General features: G+C 40.1%; 17 protein-coding genes and 2 rRNA genes (1 of these 19 only partly in view). 17 read left to right on the plus strand and 2 right to left on the minus strand.

The annotated features are described in order from the left end of the window. From ACDF53_RS06010 to tnpA, 11 genes are all read left to right on the plus strand, one after another. Positions 1 to 300: ribosomal RNA gene (locus tag ACDF53_RS06010) — 23S ribosomal RNA — on the plus strand (it extends 2635 nt beyond the left edge of the window). 76 nt (positions 301 to 376) lie between these two features. After that, a 5S ribosomal RNA gene (gene rrf / locus ACDF53_RS06015) occupies positions 377 to 493 on the plus strand. Positions 494 to 1288: 795 nt separating this feature from the next. Further along, positions 1289 to 1777 (plus strand): ABC transporter ATP-binding protein, encoded by a 489-nt coding sequence (locus ACDF53_RS06020; protein ID WP_370815728.1) that lies wholly within the window; start codon positions 1289 to 1291, stop codon positions 1775 to 1777. A gap of 160 nt (positions 1778 to 1937) precedes the next feature. Further along, the gene (locus ACDF53_RS06025) at positions 1938 to 2798 is read left to right on the plus strand and encodes a polysaccharide deacetylase family protein (protein ID WP_105090263.1); all 861 of its coding nucleotides are present in this window, start codon (positions 1938 to 1940) and stop codon (positions 2796 to 2798) included. A gap of 8 nt (positions 2799 to 2806) precedes the next feature. Next, entirely contained in the window at positions 2807 to 3301 is a 495-nt protein-coding gene (locus ACDF53_RS06030) for a molybdenum cofactor biosynthesis protein B (protein ID WP_105090264.1), read from the plus strand. Between the two features lie 221 nt (positions 3302 to 3522). Next, a complete protein-coding gene (locus ACDF53_RS06035) occupies positions 3523 to 3975 on the plus strand; it encodes an Rrf2 family transcriptional regulator (protein ID WP_105090265.1) in 453 nt (150 codons plus the stop codon). Between the two features lie 63 nt (positions 3976 to 4038). Further along, positions 4039 to 5427 (plus strand): cytochrome ubiquinol oxidase subunit I, encoded by a 1389-nt coding sequence (locus ACDF53_RS06040; protein WP_295825327.1) that lies wholly within the window; start codon positions 4039 to 4041, stop codon positions 5425 to 5427. Continuing rightward, entirely contained in the window at positions 5418 to 6437 is a 1020-nt protein-coding gene (gene cydB, locus ACDF53_RS06045) for a cytochrome d ubiquinol oxidase subunit II (protein WP_302858819.1), read from the plus strand. The genes ACDF53_RS06040 and cydB overlap by 10 nt, the downstream gene beginning before the upstream one ends. 189 nt (positions 6438 to 6626) lie before the next feature. Beyond that, positions 6627 to 10211, plus strand: a complete 3585-nt coding sequence (gene cydD, locus ACDF53_RS06050) for a thiol reductant ABC exporter subunit CydD (RefSeq protein WP_370815729.1) — start codon at positions 6627 to 6629, stop codon at positions 10209 to 10211. A gap of 212 nt (positions 10212 to 10423) precedes the next feature. Further along, complete coding sequence (locus ACDF53_RS06055; protein WP_370815730.1) at positions 10424 to 11593, plus strand: hypothetical protein; 1170 nt, start codon at positions 10424 to 10426, stop codon at positions 11591 to 11593. 236 nt (positions 11594 to 11829) lie between these two features. Next, a complete protein-coding gene (gene tnpA / locus ACDF53_RS06060) occupies positions 11830 to 12291 on the plus strand; it encodes an IS200/IS605 family transposase (protein WP_005380067.1) in 462 nt (153 codons plus the stop codon). A gap of 154 nt (positions 12292 to 12445) precedes the next feature. Here the strand turns inward: tnpA and ACDF53_RS06065 are convergent, their stop codons facing one another. Both ACDF53_RS06065 and ACDF53_RS06070 read right to left on the minus strand, forming a co-directional pair. Further along, on the minus strand, positions 12446 to 13030 hold the full coding sequence (locus tag ACDF53_RS06065; protein WP_296006636.1) for a DUF805 domain-containing protein: 585 nt from the start codon (positions 13028 to 13030) through the stop codon (positions 12446 to 12448). Positions 13031 to 13051: 21 nt separating this feature from the next. Further along, complete coding sequence (locus tag ACDF53_RS06070; protein ID WP_296006637.1) at positions 13052 to 13885, minus strand: pyridoxamine kinase; 834 nt, start codon at positions 13883 to 13885, stop codon at positions 13052 to 13054. A 136-nt stretch (positions 13886 to 14021) separates the two neighbouring features. Between ACDF53_RS06070 and ACDF53_RS06075 the strand changes: the two genes are divergently transcribed. The 6 genes from ACDF53_RS06075 to ACDF53_RS06100 are packed head-to-tail and all read left to right on the plus strand — an operon-like array spanning position 14022 to position 20202. Continuing rightward, positions 14022 to 14954: an ABC transporter permease gene (locus ACDF53_RS06075; RefSeq protein WP_295792914.1), complete on the plus strand. Its 933-nt coding sequence runs from the start codon at positions 14022 to 14024 to the stop codon at positions 14952 to 14954. Next, complete coding sequence (locus tag ACDF53_RS06080; protein WP_005387203.1) at positions 14947 to 15846, plus strand: ABC transporter permease; 900 nt, start codon at positions 14947 to 14949, stop codon at positions 15844 to 15846. Before ACDF53_RS06075 ends, ACDF53_RS06080 begins: the two co-directional genes overlap by 8 nt. Further along, complete coding sequence (locus tag ACDF53_RS06085) at positions 15846 to 16826, plus strand: ABC transporter ATP-binding protein (RefSeq protein ID WP_370815731.1); 981 nt, start codon at positions 15846 to 15848, stop codon at positions 16824 to 16826. The genes ACDF53_RS06080 and ACDF53_RS06085 overlap by 1 nt, the downstream gene beginning before the upstream one ends. Further along, positions 16826 to 17773 carry an ABC transporter ATP-binding protein gene (locus ACDF53_RS06090; RefSeq protein WP_295781437.1) on the plus strand — a complete coding sequence of 316 codons (948 nt, stop codon included), beginning with the start codon at positions 16826 to 16828 and terminating at the stop codon, positions 17771 to 17773. Before ACDF53_RS06085 ends, ACDF53_RS06090 begins: the two co-directional genes overlap by 1 nt. A gap of 12 nt (positions 17774 to 17785) precedes the next feature. Next, positions 17786 to 18604 (plus strand): serine hydrolase, encoded by an 819-nt coding sequence (locus tag ACDF53_RS06095; RefSeq protein WP_370815732.1) that lies wholly within the window; start codon positions 17786 to 17788, stop codon positions 18602 to 18604. Continuing rightward, the gene (locus ACDF53_RS06100; protein ID WP_370815733.1) at positions 18601 to 20202 is read left to right on the plus strand and encodes a peptide ABC transporter substrate-binding protein; all 1602 of its coding nucleotides are present in this window, start codon (positions 18601 to 18603) and stop codon (positions 20200 to 20202) included. Before ACDF53_RS06095 ends, ACDF53_RS06100 begins: the two co-directional genes overlap by 4 nt. The last annotated feature ends 39 nt before the right edge of the window (positions 20203 to 20241 follow it).

Consider the following 20241-nt stretch of genomic DNA (forward strand, 5'->3'; position numbering starts at 1 on the left):
ACAGTTCGGTCCCTATCCATCGCGGGCGCAAGAAACTTGAAGGGGGCTGCTCCTAGTACGAGAGGACCGGAGTGGACGAACCGCTGGTGTACCAATTATCCTGCCAAGGGTACAGTTGGGTAGCTACGTTCGGGACGGATAAACGCTGAAAGCATCTAAGCGTGAAACCAGCCTTGAGATGAGGTTTCTCATAGCATAAGCTAGTAAGATCCCATGTAGACGACATGGTTGATAGGCCAGGTGTGGAAGAGCCGTGAGGTTTGGAGCTGACTGGTACTAATAGATCGAGGGCTTTACTTAAATAAACATTAAGCAGAATGTGCAACAAATATATATATAACTTCTATGTGGTTTTCAGAGTACAAACTCTGACAGATTCAGTGGCGATGGCTATGAGGATCCACCTGTTCCCATCTCGAACACAGTAGTTAAGCTCATAAACGCCGAAAGTACTTGGCTGGAGACGGCCTGGGAGGATAGGAAGCCGCTGATTGCTTAAAGGCACACCTGAGGGTGTGTCTTTTTTTGTATATGGCTTCCTATCCTCCCAGGGTACCTGGTAAGCAGGGCAGTAGAAGATGGAGAAGCGAAGCGCCGACAGATTCACTGCATCGCTTAGTTCGGAGCGTAAGATGGACATGTAGCGCAGCTACATAAGGCCATCCACAGCGACGAACACCCAGTATCCTGGAGCTAAGAACCGTACATAAGAACTCGCTGATTAACGAAATAGAGGGTCGACCCTAAAGGGTTGGCCCTCTATTTTTGTGCTCTAACGAGCACATTCTAATTCCTTCTAGAGCCGTTTCCAGCCAAGGTTGTACAAGTAATATCTATGTGTATTAATAATACAGGCGGCGTGGGAAGGGTAGGGTGTGAGGCCACAGAGGAGTAAAACGACACATGGGGCCCACACATCACCTTCTTTCGAACGTAAGATTTACCAAGCTACTTAGTAGCGCAGGGAAATCCACAGTGAGAAAGCAAGTAGGGCCACCGTACAGTAATTAGACCTAAGCGACGCATACGTCCATTACATCAGGTTCGACGAAGCCCTTAAGGTATATATTTTAATTTAGATTAAAGTCTTATATACTGCCATGGGCGAGTGTGATAGGAAGTCGCGGCTAGTGGTAGATATAAACCATATCTAATCGATACCGCGGTGCGAAGCACCTATGGTATCGCATCGTAAATCAGTTGAGTAAATCCAGATATATGTAAATAGAACTCCTATACAATTACCGTAATAAGAACATATGAAAAGCCCTATACTCTTGATCTTCAAGTGATATATACCCGCTTCACTGTACGAGATCTCATCAATGAATCCTTTATTATATTAAAACGTCATACGGGTGAAACTATTGATGTCAATGCAGAATGCATTAAGCTGTTAGAGCTAGTAGGTCTTAACGAAGACTTCTTATATCGCTATCCACATCAACTATCTGGTGGTCAGCTTCAACGGGTATGTATAGCTCGTGCCATTGCAGTAAAGCCTCAAATTATTTTGTTTGATGAGGCTATTAGCTCTCTCGATGCGCACACACAGGTGCAAATTATGGATTTGTTGAAAGAGATTAAAGCTATGTATGATTTTACATATGTCTTTATTACTCATGATTTACCATCCGTTACATATTTGTGCGATCGCGTGCTATTCCTGTATAAAGGTGTAGTAGAAGAGATTTTATCAGTTGCTAACATTAGCGAAGCAAAAAGTGAATACGCTCAGAAATTGCTTCATTCTATTCTTGATATTAAGCATGACTAAGCTTTGTCTCGATATACTTTAATTCAACTATAAACTTGCAAATCCCTCATAAGATAATTCATAGATTAATATGAATATCTTGTGAGGGATTTTCTTGATAATACAAGGTATGTGTGATATTCTCATTATATGCTTAAGTGGATTGGAGTGATTAGTTTATATGTATAAATATGGCAAGAGCTGTATTAAAAAATTATTATGTTTTCTCGCAATATGTATTGCAATTTTAGCTATCTCATTTGGCGTTATGTGGGGGCTGTCTACTGATTATAAAATCTATGGTGTACCAGTTCTTAATTACCATCAAGTAAACGATGAAAAGCATTCAGCTTTGACTCTTCATGTTGATCAGTTTAGAGAGCAGATGGAGTATTTACATAATCAGGGATACAACACGATTACATTAGATCAATTATATGATTATTTAGAAAATGGTACTGAATTACCGAATAAGCCAATTGTTATTACCTTTGATGATGGCTATGTTGATAACTATAATAATGCATTGCCTATTTTAAAGGAATACAATATGAAGGCTACCTTGTTTATGATTAGTGATGCTGCTAATACGCCTGGTTTTGTTTCTACAGAACAAATGCATAAAATGGAAGCAGGTGGCTTTGATATTCAAGGTCATACTAATCATCATAAGATCTTAACAAAAATTGACCCTACTGAGTTGCCAGATGCTCTGCTTGGAGGGAAGACTTCATTAGAGGGGATTTTAGGTGAGCCCATTGAATATTTAGCATATCCTGGTGGGTTTAACGATATGCTCGTTCAATATGTAACTAAACAGTCTGGTTATAAAATGGCTTTCACAGTACAACCAGGTACAGTACAGCCAGGAGATAATCTATATGCCTTAAATCGATTGGCTATATTCCAAGGTGATACACCATATCTATCGTTCTGGATGCGCCTACATTGTGCACCATTTATTCACTACACATGGGCATTACGTGATTTTTTACGCGATAATGGATGGCCGAGATTAGCATCTATTATTCCGTTATTCTAGGAGGAACTATGTCTTACGAAGTTGTAGCAAGACCTTTACGCGTTGCTGTTTTAACAGTTTCTGATACTCGTACCTTTGAAACCGATAAAGGCGGTAATAAAGTACAAGAGTTTTTAGAACAAGCAGACCATATTGTGGCAGATCGTAAAATTGTTATTGATGATTACGATGAAATTAGAAATGCTATGATCCCATGGTGTAATGATGAAAATATTGATGTTATCATTTCTACAGGTGGCACTGGCATTGCTAAGCGAGATGTGACAATTGAAGCTGCGAATAGCCTCTATGAGAAACATATTCCTGGATTTGGTGAAATCTTTAGATATTTGTCCTATACAGAGGATATTGGTACTAAGGCGATGGCGTCTCGTGCTGAAGCAGGGGTCAACAATAACACCTTGATGTTCTCTGTGCCAGGCTCTGTAGGTGCCGTTACATTAGCTATGAGTAAACTTATCATTCCTGAAATGGCCCATCTCGTTCGAGAAATTACAAAATAATATATTTAGACTGCTCATTCGTGGGCAGTCTTTTTTTGATAATAGAATTCATAATGCTATTTAAGGGACATAAAAATATTCAGATAATACCTTATTAATGGGTATAAAATCTATATATGCTAATTCTCAATATATAAAACAATACCATTGCAGTATTGTTTTATTTCGATTATACTAGATTTAGTAATACGTTTGTCCGAGTGCACGAGAAAGGAGACCTTATGAAGTTAAATCAGGCCACGGATTATGCATTTCGCATGGTCTTGCATATGGCGCTATTACCTTCGGGAACGAAGATAACTGGCTCTGTATTGGCTGAGCAGGAATTGATTCCAGAACGATTTTTGCTTAAGATTATGCGTAGTCTCATTGCAGCTGGGATTATGAAATCCTTTCGCGGTGTAGATGGTGGGTTTGCCCTCAATCGAGATCCTCAAGAGATTTCATTGCTCGATGTAATTAGAGCGGTAGAAGGGGATGCGTATTTACAACGGTGTTTATATGATGTAGGTTCTTGCTCTAAGTCTTGTATGGGGCATTGTGCTATCAATGAGGCTATGGGGACGATTCAGGACCAATTAATTAATCAGTTGGAGCAGGTTAACTTTAAAACGCTTGCTCAACGTGAACAGTTGATTGAGGCTGAAGCGTTGCCATATTCACAAGCACAATGATACAAGGTTTTTAGTAAAAGCTCATCAAGTGATGTAGGTATTTAATTCTAAGGAGGAAAACACATGTTTGAAGCTGTAGATTTAGCTCGATTACAATTTGCGCTAACATCTATCTATCACTGGTTGTTTGTGCCGTTCACACTAGGCATGACAGTGACTGTAGCTATCTTAGAGTGGACATATGTGTCTACAGGTAAAGAAGTTTACAAAAAAATGGCAAAATTCTGGGGCAAATTGTTCCTAATTAACTTTGCTATGGGTGTGGTAACTGGTATTGTTCAGGAATTCCATTTCGGTATGAACTGGGCAGAATATTCTCGTTTTATGGGTGACATTTTCGGCGCTCCATTGGCCCTTGAAGCATTAATGGCATTTTTCTTGGAATCTACATTCATGGGTGTATGGATCTTCGGCTGGGATCGTTTAAATAAAACTGTTCATGCCCTTGTAGCTACGTTGGTAGCATTAGGTACAAACCTATCTGCATTCTGGATTCTCGTAGCGAACTCCTTCATGCAACATCCTGTAGGTTATGTAATTCGCAATGGCCGTGCAGAAATGGACAATTTCTTAACAATTGTTCAAAACGGCTATGTACCAGGCCAATTCTTCCATATCGTGTTGAATGGTTTATTAACAGCAGGCGTAATTATCATGTCTATCAGTGCATGGCACTTATTGCGCAACAATGCGACAGACTTCTACCGTCGTTCCGCTAAATGGGGCATGGTTATTGCTCTTGTATTCGGTACTTTAGGTGCTTTGGCAGGTCATCATCAAGGTCAATACATTACAAAAGTACAACCTATGAAAATGGCTGCTATGGAAGCATTGTGGGAAACACAAGATCCAGCTCCATTCTCTTTGGTGGCTAACATTGATACTAAAGCACAAAAAAATACTGGTGCCCTTGAAATCCCTGGTGGTTTGTCCTTCTTGACTCAAAACTCCTTTACTTCTGGTAAAGTAGAAGGTATCAAAGATCTTCAAGCTAAATCCGAGGCTCAATACGGTCCTGGTAACTATATTCCAGATGTTCCAGCAATCTTCTGGACATTCCGTATCATGGTTGCAGCTGGTTCCATTATGTTACTTGTTGCATTCGTAGGTCTTATCCTTAATGCAAAAGATAAATTGGTTGGTAATCGCACATTCTTGAAAATTATGTTCTGGACATTGCCATTGCCATTCATTGCTCATTCCACAGGTTGGTTTGTAGCAGAAGCAGGTCGTCAACCATGGCTTGTATATGGCTTGCAATTAACTGCAGACGGTGCATCTAAAGCCGTTACAGCTCCAGAAATTATGACTACTATCATCGGCTTTACAGTTGTGTACATCGTAGCAGCTATTGCAGCTCTCTACCTTGCTGTAGAACACATCAAAAAAGGTCCAGATGGTAACCCATCTCACGATGTAGTTGAAAAAGAGGAGGCGAGATTATGGAATTAATTTTTAATAACCTTGAAGTGGTATGGTTTATTTTAATTACTGTACTATTCGCTGGCTTCTTCTTATTAGAAGGTTTTGACTATGGTACTGGTATTTTATTACCATTCATCGGTAAAACTGACGTTGAACGTCGTCAAATGATCAATGCCTTGGGCCCTGTTTGGGATGGTAACGAGGTATGGATGATTACTGCAGGTGGTGCATTATTTGCATCCTTCCCTCATGTATATGCTACATTGTTTAGTGGTTTCTATTTAGCGTTATTCTTAATGCTTGCGGCTCTTATTATCCGCGGCGTATCTTTTGAATTCCGCTCCAAGAGCCCTAACTTAGTATGGCGTAAAACTTTTGACTACTGTATTTTCTTTGGTTCCTTGATTCCTGCATTATTGTGGGGCGTTACAGTTGGTAACTTGATTCAAGGTACTCCAATCGATGCAAGCATGACATATGTAGGCACATTCTTTGATTTATTAAGCCCATACACAGTACTTTGCGGTATTGCGTTTATCTTGGTATTTACATACCATGGTGGCTTGTTCACTTCTATCAAAACAGCTGGAGCTGTTTCCGAACGCGCTCGCGCAGCTTCTTTGGTAGTTGGTATTCCTACTGCAATCGGTGCTTTAGTATTGGTTGCTGCTACATATGTATGTACAGATTTGTTCAACTCTGTATTAGCAATCGTGTGCTTCGCATTAGCAATCGTGTTCTTCCTCATTTCTTGGGGTGCTGCACGTACTCGTAATACAAAATGGGGCTTTGTATTTAGCTCCTTAACTGTTATTTCTGTAACAGCTGCTTACTTTGCAGGTTTGTTCCCTCGCATCATGGTTTCTTCTTTGAATCCTGACTGGAGCTTAACTATTGCAAATGCAGGTAACTCTACTTACACATTGACGTTGATGACTTGTGTAGCCTTCGTATTTGTGCCAATCGTATTGGCTTACCAAATCTGGGTATACTGGACATTCCGTCATCGTGTATCTGAAAAAGACTTACACTATTAATAGAATAGCTTTATAACTCTCGTGAGTTATAAAATTTAAGTCTCAATGTGAGGCGTGTCGTAGCGGCACGCCTCTTTTTTGTGGTAAGATGAATATAATATTGATAAATTTAGATTCATTTGATCGTATATATTGGATTCTAAATTCATATGATTTTTTATATTAACTATATTTACCATAGGGGATACTATGATACAGCGTACCGCCTTTAAAGCGTTGCTAGAACATAAAGGTCAGCTTTTATTACTAGGCTTAACTTGTTTAGTTGAAAGTCTATCTATTGTTGGGCAAGCTTGGTTCTTTGGAACCTTAATTAATAAGTTTATTTTTTCTGAAAATACCTTGCATGATGAAAGGTATACCATTATCTATTTAGGGATTGCTATTATTGTGAGATTACTAGCACATTATGTGCAAGAATCTGTAGCCAACCGATTGGGAAGTGCAGTAAAAGCAACCTTTAGAAAACGAGCTTTAGCACATATGTTTAAGCTAGGTGTTCAACATAAGGAGCGCCACGGTGATGTAATCCATATGCTTACAGATGGATTAGAGCAAGTAGATGCTTACGTAGCTCGATATATTCCGCAAATTTTATATGCTATTATGATTCCTCTTATTATGGGCATTGCTATTGTAGATACATTGCCTATAATTGGCATCATTCTAATTGTTACAGTACCATTGATTCCATTCTTTATGATCTTAATCGGCAAGCAAGCAGATCGCCTCAATAAAGAACAGTGGGAACGTATGAGTTTCTTGTCTGGGCATTTCCTCGATGTATTGCAAGGTATCACCACATTAAAACTCTTTGGCCGTGCGAAGGATCAAATCAAGGTCATTGGTCGTTTATCTGAAGAGTTTAAAGACTCTACCTTGCGTGTGTTGCGTGTGGCGTTCTTATCTGCATTGGTTCTTGAACTTGTAAGTACTATTAGTACGGCTTTGATTGCTGTATACCTGGGCTTAACATTATTGGATGGGGAGATTCCATTCTTTTCCGCCTTCTTTATTTTGTTATTAGCACCAGAGTTCTATACGCCGTTTAGACAACTGGGGGCTGCATTCCATACGGGAATGGCAGGAAAGACATCCCTTTTAAAATACGAAGAGTTTATGAATCGCCAGCCATCATTACCTGTAGGTGGGCAATCTAAACTTCAAGGACCTATACAAGCTATTGAAATCAAGGATTTAACCTTTACCTATGAAGATAGTGAAAATGGGGTACAACATATTTCCTTAGATGCTAAACGTAATTCTCCGATTATGCTTGTTGGTGAAAGTGGAGCCGGGAAATCTACAATCGCTCATATTATTGGAGGCTTTTTAACTGCTCCTAAAGGTACCGTTACCATCGATGGTCTTGATGTTTGCGACATCGATATTGAGTGGTGGCGTCAACAAATCACCTATGTATCCCAACATCCACATATCATGAAAGGAACCTTACGCGATGTATTATCCTTTGGAATGAATGTAAGTGATGAAGAGATTATAGCGGCTTGTAAAGAAGTACAGCTACTGGATGTGATAAATAGACAACCAGGTGGCCTTGATACGATTATTGGTGAAGGTGGCTTAGGTCTTAGTGGCGGCGAACGTCAACGGGTGGCGTTAGCACGTGCGTTCTTACGAAATGGGCAAGTGTTAATTCTCGATGAGGTAACGGCACATCTTGATGTAAAAACAGAATCTATCATAAGTAGTGCTATCCAACGTTTGATGGAGAATAAAATCGTCATTATTATTGGTCATCGACTACAAACGATGCACTGGGCCTCTACGTTATACGTTTTAAAACAGGGGCGCATTATTCAACAAGGTTCTTATGAAGAGCTTATTGCGGTAGAGGGATATTTTAAAGACCTTGTCACCTCTGGTTTAGGGGAATTTTCTTCAACTATTGAAGAGCAGTTGCAAACAGGGAAATCATTTAATATTCAAGATAGAGATGAGCTAGATTATTCAATTCCTGTTGATAAAAAAGGTGCTTATGTAAGCGGAAACGATACATATACATCCGAAGTGTCAACGTCTAATATGGGCTTACAAGGATGGCGTTTATTATTCTCTGTATTAAGTCCTGCAAAGTGGTCTTTAGTATTAGCTTTGATTTTTACATTCTTAACAGTGTTCATGAATGTAGGTCTTTTAACTGTGTCTGCATGGTTATTGGCCTCAGCTGCCTTGCAACCAGGCCTTACCTATTTGAGCCTTGCCATTGTAGGGGTTCGATTCTTTGGCGTTAGCCGTGCCGTATGTCGCTATTTTGAGCGCTACACATCCCATCGGATGGCATTCCAAGGATTATATGGTTTGCGTGTATGGTTCTATGCTCATTTGGAACCATTAGCACCAGCTATTCTTAAACGCTTTGGTGCTGGGGATATCTTAGGCCGTATTATGGGGGATATAGAGGTATTACAATTCTTCTACTTGCGCACATTAATTCCTCCTGTAGCAGCCATTGCTTTAACTGTATTAGTAGCCTATGGTGTTTCTACGATTGATAGCATTTTGGTTACGCCTATAGTTTTGTCGGCCCTAATATTAGGTTTGGTATTGCCTTTAGTTGTATATGCTCATAATAAACAATCACTGACTGCGATTGGACCGCAACAAGGGGAGTATAAATCACTATTAAGTGATACTATGGATAGCTTAGAGGATGTCATTAGCTATGGTAATGAAGATTTAGTCTATCATCGTATTCAACATATGATGCATACTGTGGACGCTAATAAGGGTGTTATTGAGCGCGGCATGAACTTAGGGAATACGCTGTTCCTAGGTGGTGTGCAAATTACAGTTGTCATTGTAGCCATATTGGCTGCCAATGCTTTGACCGGTGCTTGGGCTAGTGTTATGGTAGCGGTTGCTGCCATTGGTACACAAGCTTGGTTTGAAGCGTTACAACCTATGATTGCTGCCGTTCATCATGGTGCTGAAAGCAAGGTTGCTACGAGTCGTCTCATGGCACTCGCCAATGAGCCAATGCCTGTGGTAGACCCAAAGGCACCAAAACCATTCAATGCTAATCGAGATATTACCTTTACTGATGTATCTTTTGGTTATAATAAGGATCGTTGTATTTATGAACATCTTAGATTAGACATTAAGCAAGGGCAATCAGTTGCCATAGTTGGTGCTAGTGGCTCTGGTAAGACTACATTATTTAATATGCTTGAGCGTTTATATGATTATGGTGGTTCCATACATGTAGGTGACGTAGAATTAAAGGATATTTCCATTGATACATGGTGTAATGCGTTAGGAACTATCACACAAGATACGTATATCTTCCATGCGTCCTTTGAGGATAATATTCGACTAGCAAGGCCGGATGCTTCAGCAGCTGATTTAGAGCGTGCTATCGAGCGTGCTTCCTTGTGCTCTGTAGTGGATAGATTGCCAGCTGGTCTTAATACGATTGTTGGTAGTGGTGGTCATGGCTTAAGTGGTGGTGAACGACAAAGGGTTGCATTAGCTCGATTATTCTTGCGAAATCCACAAATCGTTTTATTGGATGAACCATTAGAAGGTTTAGATCAAGTAACGAGAAAGGCTTTACATCGTGATTTGATGGAATATGTAAAGGATAAAACATGCTTATACATTACACATCAGTTAGAAGGATTAGAGCAAATGGACCGTATCTTATTTATGGATAAAGGTCAAATTATAGAAGATGGATCATATGAAGACTTGATTGCGCTTCGTGGTCATTTCTATGAATATTGCTACCTATCTATGGCAAGTATTCAATAAAAATAAATATCACTTAAATTATCTATTATAACTATTAACTTATAATAGGTTGAATATTAAACTACAGTAATAAAGCCTCTTTTGCTATGTAAAAGGGGCTTTATGTATGCCTATATTTAATAGTATATGTAGTAGTCTTTTATCGATAAATCATGCAATATATGGTATAATTTGTATGTCAAAAGCTATTTTTTGTTACCCTTGGAGGGGTTATGACTAAGATCTTCACCAAATTACGAGCGTTGGTGGATGAAGCATTATCTGATCGTGATACAGCGGTGGATAAGGTGCCTACCATAGAAAAAGCACCTGTAGAACAAGATTTATTCGACCACCGTTTACTTTATATAGAAGAAGATACAGTCAATCGTATGTTGCGGGCTGCTCTTCGCAATCATTGGTTATTTTATGCTGTAACATTTGAATTTGAACCAAATAACCAAATATTCCTATCCATTATTACGAAATGGGGGAATGTGATCAATGTGGAATTCACCTTAGAGGATTTATGGTTTGATGATTACTCATCATCCTTTGCGATTCGTCTCGACACAAATAATATAGATACAGGTGGGTTTATTTTAAACTCTATCTTACACCTATTAGGTAACTGGTGCCTCAGTCTCTTTGGTGTATTCTTCAACCCTATTGCACTAGGTGAGAAGGGATCCACTATGCGTTTTGAGAAAAAGGGGATTATCCAGTTCGATTTATTACCGAATACACAAGTTAAGAAGTTCATACCCTTGCCGGAACGACATATCGGTAGTAATGGTCCTGTTTTATTGGGGAACCCTCGTACAAGCCAATCCGTTTTACAGTTAGATTACTATGCGTTCCATGATCCAGTAGATACATTTACTGTACCAGATGTACCTACACGTACTAGTTGGCTTCGTTCCATCGATATTGCGGCAGTTCTCTTATTGCCGATCGGCGTGTGGATTACCTTTATTATCTTGCATCACTACTTGCCTACAGAAACCTTAGAGTTTTCATTCTCTACATATTTCTTGATTTCCTTAGGGATTTTTATCATTTCCTTCTTGGTTATGAATATTCCTAGATATCTGTATATGTACTTTGATTCTCGGAAACAGTGGCAAAGTGCATTCGTTCATAATAATATCAAGATTCAAATGCGTAAATTACACCGCCGCATCTTCATGCAGCAAGCTACCCTTACATCTGATTGTGATGAGTGTACTGCTAATGAAAGCCAAGAGCGTATTAAGCATTTGTTATTGCAAATTCGCGATAAACGGTTCCTTGCCAATCGACTTAAGATTGCTGATGATGATAGAATGCGCAAGCAAAAGGTTAAGTTTATTATCGCCTATATCGGTTGTACATTGATTGAGTTAATGTTGCTCATGAACTAATAGGCATTGATTATTAAATAACAGCATATGTTATGGTATAAATAAAAAACGTATCTCTTAATAGAGATACGTTTTTTATTATGTTATTGTCTTTAGACTGGTTCGCGATGTAGTCGCGAATCATTAAACCACCCGCTATGCGGGTGCGGCAACGAAAGTTATACAAAAAAATCACCTTGCTTAAGTATAATGTAGGTGTTCAAGCCGCATTATATGCAAAAGAAAGGTGATTTTATATGGCAACAAAGACACAGAGCCTTGCGCACACAAAATGGTTATGCAAATACCACATAGTATTTACACCTAAGTATAGACGTAAAGTTATATATAATCAATACAGAAATAGTTTACGTGAAATATTGAGACGTTTATGTGAATATAAGGGCGTCAAGATTATCGAGGGGGAGCTTATGGCTGATCATGTGCATATGCTAGTATTAATCCCACCTAAAATATCAGTATCATCTTTTATGGGATACTTAAAAGGGAAAAGTGCACTAATGATGTTCGATAAACACGCAAACTTAAAGTATAAATTTGGAAATCGACACTTTTGGTCCGAGGGTTATTATGTTAGTACAGTAGGTTTAAATGAGGCTACAGTAAAGAAATATATACGTGAGCAAGAGTTACATGACCAAATGAAAGATAAGCTTAGTGTAAAAGAATATGAGGACCCTTTTAAGGGTAGCAAGTAATACACATCCCCTTTAAGGGGAACGTTACGAGTCAATGGCTATGCGGCTTGAACGTAGTGAAAGCCAGCGCCTTTAGACGCTGGCCTAGTACTACGGGCTTATAGCCCGTGAGCAAACCACCCGTTTTACGGGTGGTTCTGATTTGTTTTATGTTTTAACGTTTTTTACGACGTTTTCGAACGGTTTTTCTGATTTCTCGTTCTGTTTCAGATCCAGGCTGTTGCATTGACTCGTAAGTTGGTCGATTTACAGGCATAAATGGAGGATTTCCGTATTGGTTTGGTTCCGGTTGTCCCGGCAATACCCAGAAGAGGAAGCCGATGAGCCATACGAAAAGTTCCAGCAAGTAATTGAATGGAGATACAGCAGAGTAAGTATTGATGAAAATAATAATTACTGACCAGAGAATCCCAGCCCACGCATTAAAGCCGATATCGTGAATACGACGGCCAAATAAGATGCAGGACAATGGGAAGAGTGCTGCTAATAAAATCCATATGATGACCCGTGTGAACCAATATGCAGGTAAGGATACAACAAAGTCTAAGAATAGATCATCGATGTAATGAACGATGTGGAATAAAATCATTAGTACGATAAAACATATGATAAATTGAAGTCGATTTAATCGTCCCGTTAGATTAAAAATCGATAGGCCCATACGTCGACCTTGGAATGCGATGAGCAAACCTACAGTACATATGAGCAGTGTTCGTAATACAACATAGAGTAAATCCATAAGTTCCCCTTTATTTATAGCTTATAGTTGAGTTAATTCTGGCAAGACTAGCTCAAATGCTACACCTTGTTTCATAGATTTTACAGTATCTACTGTGGCTTGAATCGCTTTAGTAGTAAAGTTCATTGCCAGCTCTGCCGCATCATACGGTGAGTATCCCCTCATTACTGCACCGGATAATACAGCAGTAAAGATATCCCCAGTTCCTGTAGCTTTCACAGGAATAAGAGGAATATCATATGTTTTTAAATAATCCGTTGGGCCATCATAAACGGCGATGACCGCGTGTGTTTCGGATGGCACGCTAGTCATGATAACCATATCAGGACCCATTTGATGTAATCTCTTGCATCGATCTCGTAATTCATCATCACTAATAGGATCTGTAGAGAACGGAATGTCTAATAAGAAACAAGCCTCTGTGTAATTAGGCTTTACAATGTGGGCTTTGGAAACAAGTTGACGCATTGCTACTACCATATCAGGTGTATAGATAGAGTAAAGACGACCATCATCCGCCATAGCAGGATCGACGATAATCATTTGTCCCTTATTACCGAAGCGATCGATGGCTTCTTCCACGAGATGAATTTGTTCTGGGGATGCCAAGAAACCACTTACAATAGCATGAAAGTCGATTTCATTTTTATCCCAGCAGTCCATAAAATCTCTCATGTGTGCCGATAAATCGACGAACTCGTAGTGTGGATACTCCAAATGGTTGCTCAATACAGCTGTTGCCAATGGAACCGCTTGGCAACGCATAGCGCTGATGATTGGAATCATAACGGTTAGGGCACAACGGCCGATGGAGCTCATGTCTTGAATTGTTAAGACTCTAGGTACTGCTGTCATAGACACCTCCAAAATATTTATATATTTTATTGTACGTTATGTAGGCCTTTCTGTAAATGTAATGATGTTATTCATGAAATTAACTTCATAATGTAGTATAATAAAACAGATAGACTTTTTATGGAGGATAGTGACAATGACAAGGTATGTATTTCGACGCCTAGGTGGCGCAATCATAATCTTATGGGTCATCATTACCGTAACATTTGCATTAATGCATGCAATACCGGGGGGACCTTTTACAAGTGAAAAGAAATTACCACCTCAGGTGAAAGCAAGTATTGAAGCAAAGTACCATCTTGATGATCCTGTATGGAAACAGTATGGTGATTATTTAGGTGGTGTTATTACCGGCGATTTGGGACCATCATATAAGTATGAAGGTCGTAGTGTGAACGATATTATCAGTGATGCATTCCCAATTTCTGCGCAGCTCGGTTTATTATCATTAATGGTGGCTGTAGTAGGTGGTATTGCAGCAGGTGCTATTAGTGCTATGCGCCCTAACGGTATCGTTGATTATGCGGTTACCGTATTATCTACCATTGGTATTTCCGTGCCTACATTTATTATTGGTGCAGTTCTTGTATATGTAGTGGGCTTTGAACTGGGATGGTTTCCAGTGGCCTTATGGCGTGGTCCATCTTATATGGTTCTACCAGTGTTGACGTTAGCAGCACAACCTATGGCATTCATTGCACGCTTAACGCGCAGTGGTTTGCTTGATGTGTATCAACAAGAATATATCCGTACAGCTCGTGCCAAAGGTTTGGGTTCTTGGACTATTTTGACACGTCATGCATTAGGCAATGCTATTTTGCCAGTTATTACGTACTTGGGTCCATTAGCTGCCAGCCTTTTGACAGGTAGCTTTATCGTAGAAACAATCTTTGCCATTCCAGGCCTTGGACAGTATTTCGTAACATCCATCTATAATCGTGACTATACGGTTATCCTTGGCATTACGATTTTCTATAGTGCGCTTGTAGTATTTCTTAATATTTTGGTGGATATGATTTATCCGTTAATTGATCCACGTGTTACGACAGAGGAGGGGACAGATGAATAAGGAAGATTTTTTACCTATTGAACGAACTCCTCAAGAAGAAATTACAAGCTTTATAAAACGTCCTAGTAAATGGGCGAGATTTAAGGTAAATCGCTTGGCTGTAGTAGGGGCTACTATCATTTTAGTGATGATTGTATTAGCTATCTTAGGACCCCTAATTTCTCCGTATACCTATGCGGATCAATCTCTAATCGATGCGAACCAAAGTCCGAGCTTTAGTCATTGGTTTGGTACCGATACATTGGGTCGCGATATTTATACGCGCGTTATGTACGGCGCTCGTATTTCCTTAACTATCGGCTTTGTAGCGGCTTTCATCAATCTTGTTATCGGCGTTACCTATGGTGGTATTGCAGGTTACCTTGGTGGCAAGGTTGACCGTATCATGATGGGCATCGTAGATGTTTTGTACGGCATTCCACTTTTACTGTATGTAATTTTGTTGATGGTTGTACTTGGCCCTGGCTTAACGTCTATTTTCGTAGCATTGGGCATCGCCTACTGGCTCAATATGGCCCGTATCGTACGTAGCCAAATTTTGAAAGTTAAAAACGAAGAATACATCATTGCTGCTGAAGCGATGGGTATTCCAAAATATCGCATTTTATTGCGTCATATTTTGCCAAACTGCGTGGGACCAATCATCATTACATTGACATTGGCTATCCCAGAGGCTATTTTTACAGAAGCATTCCTTAGCTTCATCGGTTTAGGTGTTAATGCACCGATGGCGAGCTGGGGCGTACTCGCTTCTGAAGGAATCAGTAGCATGCGCTCCTATCCATTCCAATTGATTTTCCCTGCTGTTGCCATTAGTGTTACCATGCTTGGTTTCGCATTCCTTGGCGATGGCTTACGTAATGTGTTAGACCCTAAGGAAGGAGATAGATAATGAATAACGCAATTGTTGATGTGCGCAATGTGTCCATTACCATCGATACCTTCCAAGGCCCTTTACGGGTTATTCGCAATCAAGATATCTCCTTACAACCAGGTGAGATTTTAGGTATTGTTGGTGAATCAGGCTGTGGTAAATCTGTACTAGTTAATTCCTTAATGGGATTGCTACCATATGGCAAAACAAAAATCAAAGCCGATACATTTATGATTGATGGCAATGATTGCCTTGAATTTACTGAAGATGACTGGAATGAACTCCGCGGTACTACTGTTGCCATGGTATTCCAAGATCCTATGACATCTTTGAATCCAATCATGACGATTGGGGAGCAAATGTATGAGGTTATCAATCGTACCAATGCATATGGTGAGGATTATGACGAACGAGCTATCGCCATCGACTTATTAAAGAAGATGGGCCTTTCAACACCAGAACGACGATTATCTCAATATCCTCATGAATTGAGTGGTGGTATGCGCCAACGCGTTTGTATCGCCATGGCTGTCGCAGGTCGTCCAAAGGTTTTGATTTGTGATGAACCGACAACGGCTCTAGATATTACAACAGAGGCTCAAATCTTGCGCCTTATGCAAACATTAGCTGTAGAAGCTGGTATTGGCATTATCTTTATTTCTCATAACCTCCGCGTTATTGCTCAAATTTGCGACCGCGTTATGGTTATGTACGCTGGTAAATGTGTTGAATCTGCTACGGTAGAAGGTATCTTTAATGAACCTCGTCATCCGTACACATTGGGCTTGTTACTCGCTTTACCACAAGGTAAATGGCATGGTGAGTTAAAAGCCGTTGAAGGTCAACCACCAGATCTGTTTGATCTACCACGAGGTTGTGCGTTTAATCCACGGTGTAAGTGGGCTATGCGTATCTGTGGTAATCGTATTCCTATGGTTACAAATGTTGGTGAAGGTCACCAATTTACATGTTGGTTAGCTAAGTTGGAGGGACTTTAATGAGTTACGTATGGGAAACTGACAACCTCGTTAAAGAGTTCACTCTGTCAGGTGGCTTATTTAAGCCAAAACACACGGTACACGCTGTACAAGGCGTGAGCCTATATCAATCACCAGGGGAAACCCTCGGTATCGTAGGTGAATCTGGATGTGGTAAATCTACATTTGGCTACACCTTGATGGGGTTACATCAAGCTACATCAGGTTCTATTTATATGAATGGACGCCAAATTGATCCCTATGTGGATCGCAAAGCCGTTCATCCTGTGATGCAAATGGTATTCCAAAATCCTTATGCATCACTTAATCCACGTCTTACGGTTAATGCGATTTTAGAGGAACCTTTGGAGTTGGATCCAAAGTATACACCTCGTGATCGCGTTATTCGCGTAAAAGAAGTGCTTGATCAAGTTGGTTTGAACATGTCTTTTGGTGAGCGTTATGCTCATGAATTATCTGGTGGTCAACGTCAACGTATCGGTATTGCACGGGCTCTTATTATGCAGCCACAGTGTATCATCTGTGATGAACCGATTTCAGCACTAGATGTATCGATTCAAGTACAAATTATGACATTGCTTGAACGATTACAAGAACAACATGGTATTTCGTACCTCTTTATTTCTCATGATTTAAACATGGTGCGCTACATCAGTCATCGCATGGTGGTTATGTACTTAGGTGCTGTTATGGAAGAAGGTCCAGCATTGGATTTATACGAATTCCCACAACATCCTTACACTCGTGCTTTGACGGCCTTAAATGGTCCTGTTATACCACATGCTCCAATTGGAGCACCGCTTAAAGGGGACCCACCAAATCCACTAGATCCACCGAAAGGTTGTTTGTTTAGTGGTCGTTGCCCAGAAGCAGAGGGTCGTTGCTTTACAGAACGTCCACCTCTACGTGATTGGGCAGATCGCCGCATCGCATGCTGGCACATATAATGGGAGAATAGTATGGAAAAGTTACTTGTTGGCAAGTCCTTGGAGCATCAACTCGATACAGTTATTAAAGAATTAGCACCAAAAGGAAAAATATCCTATGTAGTACTTCAATTTGACGATGAAGAGGAACCGACTATTATCGCTTCTAAAGGGGCGGATACGGTACATTCTAGTGCAAGTTTGATTAAGGTACTCATCATGGAGTATGTATTCCATTTAGCTCGTACTGAACAGTTAGATCTTAATGACACAGTTCCACTATCTAGAACACCTCGTGTTGAAGGTGGTGGTGCTTTACAAGAACTAGTAGCAAAGCATAGCTTTACGTATCTTGAGTTATGCCGTCTTATGATGGTTCTTAGCGATAATATGGCGACAAATTTGCTCATTACAGTTCTTGGAATGGAAAATATCAATGCTCGTGCAGAACAGCTTGGTGTAGATGAGATAGAACTCAATCGCATGATGATGGACTTTGAAGCTCTCGCCGAAGGCCGTGATAATCGTATGACTGCTATGGCGTTAGCTCGTCTCTATAAACACATTTTTGAATGTCGCGATAGAGATTTTTATGGCCGAGAAATGTGGAACATTTTAGGTCGCCAACAATTCCGTGATATTTTGCCATTTTATTGGGGGGAAGATGTACGCTTTCACCATAAAACAGGTTCCCTTGATCGCGTAGAGCATGACGGGGGCATATTAGAAACGTTTAGAGGTCATTTCTGCTTTATCCTTTTGATGAGCGATATCGATAATGACCGAGGTAAAGAGTTAGGCGCTCAAGTAGGGCGTATCATGAAAGAATTTGTAGAGGAAGCATTGCCATGATGGATAAACGAAATTTGTTAAAACTCATGGTCCTTGCTCTTGGGGTGAGTGTGCTCTTGTTTGTATTTGGTTATCCTCGCGGGGAGCAACCAATTGATGAGCATACAATCCGATATGTTCTTGAGCAGGAACCATCCACATTGGATCCAGCAAAGTCTACCACCTCTCCGGAGGGCACAGTTCAACTGCAATTATTTGACGGTTTAGTTCGTTTAAATGATGAAAGTGAACCAGAGGCAGCACTTGCTAAAAGCTGGGATATTTCTGATGATGGTCGCGAGTATACCTTCCATTTACGACCAGATTTAAAATGGTCCAATGGAGAGCCTTTGACGGCTCATGACTTTGAATACGCTTGGAAACGCGTATTAGACCCTGAAGTCCATGCGGACAATGCATATATGTTATATGTATTAAAAAATGGCGAAGCCTTTAATAATGGTGATGCCAAAGCTGAAGATGTTGGTGTTAAGGCCATCGATGATGATACATTGGTGGTTACCTTAGAAAATCCAACAGCCTATTTCTTAAAATTATTAGCATCTCATAGTTACTATCCAGTGAGTCAAAAGGCTGTAGAAGCTCATGAAAACTGGGCTGCTAATGCAGATACATTTGTGTCTAATGGTCCATACCGCTTATTATCTTGGAAGCATAACGGGGAAATGGATTTTGTTAAGAACCCGAATTATTGGGATGCGGACTCTGTAAAAACAGAGAAGATGAATTGGCCTATTAGTGAATCCCAAAGCACACGCCTCACATTGGTTGAAGGTGGCGAAGCAGATATGACTGTTGAGCCTCCTGTAGCAGATCAAAAACGCTTAGAAGAGGCTGGTCTATTACATATTGGACCTATGCTTGGTAACTACTATTACGTATTCAATGTGAAAGCAGAGCCTTTTACAGACCCTGAAGTACGTAAAGCATTCTCTATGGTTATCAACCGTGCTAATATCGTTAACAATATTGTTCGCGGTGGTAAAGAGGCTGCCTATGCATTTGTTCCATATGGCATGCTTGAAAGCAACGGTCGTGAAGACTTCCGTGAAGCTGGTAGCTATCTCGTTTACGAAGATGTAGAGCAAGCGAAAGAAATCTTGAAACAAGCTGGCTATGATAAGAATCATCCATTGCCTCCAATTACGATTTTGTATAATACAAGCGAATTACATAAAGCGATTGCTGAAGCTGTACAGGATGCATGGGTAAATGCATTTGGTGCAGATGTGCGTTTACAAAATCAAGAGACAAAAGTATTCTTAGCTGATCGTGAAGCTGGTAAATACCAAGTAGCTCGTGCATCTTGGGTTGCGGATTACAGTGATCCACAAAACTTCTTAGAAGTATTCTCTGCGGAAGACAACGATAGTCAGTACCATAGTGAAGACTATAACGAGTTAATCGCTCGTATCCGTACGACACCAAATGGGGCTGAACGCGATGCATTGATGCATCAAGCAGAAAAGATGATTTTTGATGAATCTCTAGTAATGCCGTTATACTTTACAACACAACCATATGTAACAAACGGAAGTATTCAAAATTATTTCTGGACTACATTGGGCCTTGTTGACTTTAAAAAAGCATACAAATAAGATACACTTAAGACGTACACAATGTGTACGTCTTTTGTT

The organism is Veillonella sp., assembly GCF_041333735.1.
Lineage (GTDB): Bacteria > Bacillota > Negativicutes > Veillonellales > Veillonellaceae > Veillonella.